The 5659-nt window shown below is 47.8% G+C and carries 6 protein-coding genes; 4 read left to right on the forward strand and 2 right to left on the reverse strand.

Translation table 11 applies throughout. The features are described 5' to 3' along the window. From PN462_RS06400 to proB, 4 genes are all read left to right on the forward strand, one after another. Positions 1–808 (forward strand): DUF3727 domain-containing protein (locus tag PN462_RS06400; protein ID WP_272127191.1); only part of this gene is annotated, 808 nt, incomplete at its 5' end. A gap of 122 nt (positions 809–930) precedes the next feature. Beyond that, the gene (gene mltG / locus PN462_RS06405; protein ID WP_272127192.1) at positions 931–2040 is read left to right on the forward strand and encodes an endolytic transglycosylase MltG; all 1110 of its coding nucleotides are present in this window, start codon (positions 931–933) and stop codon (positions 2038–2040) included. 47 nt (positions 2041–2087) lie between these two features. Beyond that, a complete protein-coding gene (locus PN462_RS06410) occupies positions 2088–2603 on the forward strand; it encodes a YqeG family HAD IIIA-type phosphatase (protein ID WP_272127193.1) in 516 nt (171 codons plus the stop codon). 65 nt (positions 2604–2668) lie between these two features. Next, entirely contained in the window at positions 2669–3790 is a 1122-nt protein-coding gene (gene proB, locus PN462_RS06415; protein WP_272127194.1) for a glutamate 5-kinase, read from the forward strand. A 23-nt stretch (positions 3791–3813) separates the two neighbouring features. On the opposite strand, the gene PN462_RS06420 is transcribed toward proB, so the two are convergent. Beyond that, on the reverse strand, positions 3814–4896 hold the full coding sequence (locus PN462_RS06420) for a helix-turn-helix domain-containing protein (protein WP_272127195.1): 1083 nt from the start codon (positions 4894–4896) through the stop codon (positions 3814–3816). A gap of 279 nt (positions 4897–5175) precedes the next feature. Further along, positions 5176–5659 (reverse strand): Uma2 family endonuclease (locus tag PN462_RS06425; RefSeq protein ID WP_272127196.1); only part of this gene is annotated, 484 nt, incomplete at its 5' end.

The raw sequence follows: 5659 nt of genomic DNA on the forward strand, positions 1-5659 counted from the left end.
GAGGGGAGATGGGGGAGATGGGGGAGATGGGGGAGATGGGGGAGATGGGGGAGATGGGGAAAACAAAAAATATCTTATTCCCGATTCCCGACTCCCGACTCCCGACTCCCGATTCCCTGTTCCGGAGTTCCCTGTTCCCTTGTTCACAAAGAACCAACAACCAAGAACCAACAACCAACAACATGATATTCTGGTTGCTACCTCTGAACCATTCGCGCTTTTGCTTATGCCTTCCCCCCAATCTTCTCCCAACCATGACTTTTCTGAACCGGATAGCCTACAACTGGAAGATGAATTAGGGCGATCGCTGGTTTGTTCCGTTGAACATTCGTTTATCGAAAACGGGACAACCTACTATTTACTTTTTCCAGTAGATTTACCTGTGACCATTATCGCTTGGGATAGCGAAGAAGAAGACGCGGAAATTCGTTGGGTAGAAGACAGTGACGAACTTGACGAAATTTTTCCCGATGCTAAGGCCGTTCTGGCTGAACAAGATTTAACCTTAAAAAATACCGCCTATACCCTCACCGTCCAAGGGGAACGCATTGAACCCGACGAAACCGATATTCTCACCGTTGAGATTCCCGTTGAAGCAGGTGAGCTAGAATTAGAGGAGTTTCAACGGTTGGCCACGTTCTTTCATAACGAGACAGAATACGAAATCCATACCCCTCTCCATCCCCTGTTGTTTTTTGCCAAACGAACCCCAACCGGAGAGATTCAATTTCTGTCCTTTGACGAACTCCAACAAATGCAACCGCGACTCCAAGATTTACTCATTCAGGAACTCGACCGAGAAGAATAAGCGAACGAAGTCCCCCGACTGTCTGTTCCATTCCCCCCGTCCGAGTCCCAGGTGAAAATCCCCATTGTTCCCTGTTCCCTTGCTATCACGTGCTATAAAATGCTGACCCCCGACTGAAGATTATGAAATCCTTTGCTAATTTCTCGAAATGGCTTTACACACTGGTGATCTTGCCTGGCATTTTGGTCATTTCTGCTTGGCAAGGGTTACGGTGGTGGCATTGGGCCAGTTCTCCGGTAGTGTCCCCGTCTTCAACCACCATTGATACTGCGGCCATGGAGGCCCGAGAAGAACAGTTAACGGTGTTGATGGATGTTCCCCTTAATACCTCCAATCGACAAATTGGCCAAGATTTAGAGGCCGCAGGGTTAATTCATTCTAGTTGGGCCTGGAATATTTGGGTGTTTTGGTTGGCCCTATTATTTCGGGAGGGATCATTTCAAGCGGGAGTCTATGAGTTAACACCGACGGACTCCATGCCAGAAATTGCGGAAATGATCTGGGAAGGCCAGGTGGTGGAACGTCGCGCTACTGTAATTGAGGGGTGGTCTTCACGGGATATGGCGGCCTATTTTGAACAACGGGGATATTTTTCCAAAGAAGCCTTTTTAGAAACGGTGAAAACTTTTCCCCAAGGGGAGTATAACTGGTTGCCCCCCAATTTGGAGACGGTGGAGGGGTTTTTATATCCAGACACCTATCAATTACCCAATTCTTCTGTGTCCCCCGAAGCAGTCATTCAACAGATGCTAAACCGTTTTGAGGAAGTGGCCTTACCGATTTATCAACAAAACGAACCGCAAACTAATTTATCCCTGAAAGACTGGGTGACATTAGCCAGTATTATCGAAAAAGAAGCGGCAGTCCCAGAGGAACGAAAAACCATTGCAGGGGTGTTTACCAATCGCTTACAACAAGGGATGAAACTAGAGGCCGATCCAACGGTAGAATATGCCCTAGAGATTGAGCAAACACCGGATCAACCGTTGACCTTTGACCAGGTAGAAACGCCCCATCCTTATAATACTTATGTCAATTCAGGACTACCGCCGGGGCCCATTGCCAATCCCAGTAAAGCGAGTTTAGAGGCCGCTTTGAACCCAGAACCGACAGAATATTTATATTTTGTAGCGCGGTATGATGGAACACACGCTTTTAGTCGAACTTTAGAGGAACACGAAGCTGCAAAAAACCGCATTCGTCAAGAACGAGAACAACGTCAATCGTCCTAAATGACTCTTTGTTAATTTTTCTCTATCTATTTTATTCTCGAATCCTCATGACTTTTGCAAAATTCCTACAACCGGATTTAGTGTTAGGTGAAACGATTGTTCACTTAACTCCGGCCTTGCTTGAAAAACATCAGCTTCGTGGATTGGTGTTAGATGTAGATGAAACTCTAGTCCCTCTGCGAGAACGCAAAGTGTCTCCAGAGGTGGCCGCATGGATAACGGAAGTCAAACAGGTGGTTTCGCTTTGGTTGGTGAGTAATAATATTAGCGAAACGCGCATTGGGGGGATTGCGGCCTCGTTGGATGTCCCCTATATTTTTGGCGCGAGAAAGCCCTCTCGTCGCAAATTACGCCAAGCTATTGACCAAATGGGGTTTCCGGTGGAACAGGTGGGAATGGTGGGCGATCGCTTATTTACGGATGCTTTAGCGGGCAATCGTTTAGGGATGTTTACGATTTTAGTTGAACCGATGATCGATCCTGCGATCGCAGCCCAATCTTACCCCATCCGCAACGCCGAAGTCTGGTTAACTCAAGTTTTAGGAATTTCGATTAAGCGGTAGTTGTTGTTTGTTTAATTCCCCCAATTCCCAATTCCCAATTCCCAATTCCCAATTCCCCATAACCCATGAAAACAATTGTCTGTAAAATCGGCACGTCTAGTCTGACGCAACCGGACTCTCGACAACTTGCCCTATCGACCATTGCGACCTTAATAGAAACCCTCACGCAACTGCGTAAAGCAGGATATGCCGTCGTCTTAGTTTCCTCTGGGGCTGTGGGAGTGGGATGTAATCGGTTATCCTTAGCAGAACGGCCTCGAACCCTGGCCAAAAAACAAGCGATCGCAGCCATTGGCCAAGGCCGTCTCATGCGCGTCTATGACGACCTCTTTACCAGTTTAGGCCAACCCATCGCTCAAATCTTACTCACCCGCCGTGACCTCATGCAGCGTAGTTGTTACGTCAACGCCTACAACACCTTTCAAGAACTCTTTCAGCTTGGCGTAATTCCCATTGTCAACGAAAACGACACCGTAGCCGTCGAAGAACTCAAATTCGGCGACAACGACACCCTATCCGCCCTTGTAGCCAACTTAGTCGAAGCGGACTGGTTATTTCTCCTCACCGACGTAGATCGCCTATATTCCGCCGATCCCCGCCTCTTTCCCGACGCTGAACCCATCCACCGCATCACCCCAGACCAACTCACCCAACTGCAAATCAAAACCGGGAGTAGTGGGTCATCTTGGGGAACAGGGGGGATGGTGACAAAACTCGCAGCCGCCCGACTGGCCACCCGGGCCGGAGTCCGAACCGTCATTACACGGGGCAACCAACCCCAAAACCTACTAAAAATTTTACAAGGCGAAACCATTGGGACTCAATTTGAACCCTTAGCCCGCCCCGAAAAAGCCCGGAAACGGTGGATTGAACATGGGTTAATTGCTATGGGCAAACTCTATGTCGATGCCGGGGCCACCCAAGCCATCTGTCAACAAGGGAAATCCTTACTGGCTGCGGGTGTGACCCAGATTGAGGGAGAGTTCCCTTCGTCAGAAGCGGTGATTGTCTGCGACACACAGGGAACGGAAATCGCCAGAGGAATTGTCAACTATAGCAGTACCGAACTTCAGCAAATACAAGGGGTTCATTCGGACAAAATCCCCAAAATCTTGGGCTATATGGGGTCAGAGACCATTATTCACCGGGATAATCTCGTAATTAAATCTTATACGGAATCCGGTTAACCTAATGGAGATTAACCCCCTCATCAATTGGTCATTTCCGGAGGCGCGATTTCTGCATTAGATATATCTTCCGTCACCGCATTCAAACTAGAATACTTTTCAGAATTCGACTGATATTCCGTCATGGGCTGCTCATCGGTGTCAATTTGTGCCGCTTCAAAGCCCGTATGTTGACCGGAAGCCCAAGCTAATCCCCCAATTGCCCCTGCCACAACGGCGGTATAGCCTAAATAGGCATTCAGTGAGGGTAAATCCATAGACCCTCCCTTCCCTGGGTGCATGGTGGGAGAATACCAAGAGGGGATGACATCTTCTTCTTCTTTGGTGGGTTTGGGTAAAGACTGGGCTAACGCATTCCCATCTAACCCTAAAGCGTTACCAATGCGAAGAATAAAACCGCGTAAATAGGTATCTTCGGGTAATTTATCCAGTTGTCCTTCTTCGAGTGCCTTGATAAAGCAAATTTGCACTAAAGTTTTGCTATGGAGTTCTCCAAAAGAAATCGCTTGGGCTTGTCGAGCTTCTTTGAGGGTTTTGCCGATGTTGTGGCAAGTTGTGTTTCGTTCTTCAATCAACATTTTGATCCGTTGTGCTTTAGTGATTCTACGAGGAAAGGAAAAACTACGAGATTCCGATGACTCACTGGCAGACGTTTCCTGATCTTGGGCAGGAGAAGCCGTATCCGTGGCTTTGGGCTGAAAGCGTGAAGATGGTTCTGTTGGTTTCTTCGCAGGTGTATTGACAAACTTCGACGGTTTTTGAACAGGTGTATTCTCCGCCGAAACCGAAGCCTGCCCGTTTTTACTGTGAATGGGGACCACCTTCTTTTTCAAGGTGCTAGGGGTGACATGATAATTTTGGGCGATTTGCTGAAAGGTTAAGCGAATGGCTTCCCGTCCAAAGGCTTGCATTAAGTGTTGGACGGCCTCTACAGTTTCTCCAGCTACCTCATGTAGATTGGTAGAGAGTGATTGATATACTTCACTGTTCAGTAAGTCTGCTTCGATTTGGTTAAATAGCGATCGCGCAGTGTCTCCACCAGAGGACCGCGCAGCATCTCCACCGGAGAATCGACCACGAGAAGCAGTTGGCGAGGTAGTTTGCACACTCACACCTGAAGCTGTAGCTATTTGCAATTCCATAATATTGGCTCTCCAGACCCATACAAAACAAATAAACGTTCAATTCGAGGTCACGAACTCACGTTTCCTTAATCAGACTTGCCGAGATACGTTCGTCAAGCCTTTTGGATACTTCCTTCTAGAGCAACATTGCCATTCCGGATGGTTTTTGAGGGGATGGCGAAAATTTTGGCTGGTTTTTCTCTAGCGTAGCCGTCTGGGAAACGTACTTCCTCATAGGCTAAACCGTGATTTAGGATTGTTCTAGGAGTCAGAAACCGTATCCGGATCAATGCCCAGTTGTTGCAAACGTTCTCTTAATCGTTGTACATCGGATTCTGCGCGATTGGCCCGTTCTCGCTCTTGTTCCTTTTCGGCTCGCTCTCGCTCTGCGACTTCTTCGGGTAATAACACTAAATTGCCATCCGGTTCATAAAACCGCAACCAACTGGCATTCTCCCGTCTTAGTTGGCCGTCCCATGTCCCCAACCATAACCCCAAACTCTCACACCATAACCATCCTCTCTCATCGGCGGCCAGTTCTTCATAGTCCTGATTGCGGTTTAAATGCCATCCTTGTAGGGACTCCCCATGAAAAGGATCATAGACAAAATAATCTTGGGTTCTAAAGGTTCGTTCGTAGAGGTCTTTTTTCTTGCCAATATCTGCACTGGCCGTTGAGGGAGACATTAATTCGACTATTACATCCGGATAGCGTCCTTCTTCCTCCCAGACTATCCAACTACGA

This window comes from Spirulina sp. CS-785/01 (genome assembly GCF_028330525.1).
Classification (GTDB): Bacteria; Cyanobacteriota; Cyanobacteriia; order Cyanobacteriales; family Spirulinaceae; genus JAQMSD01.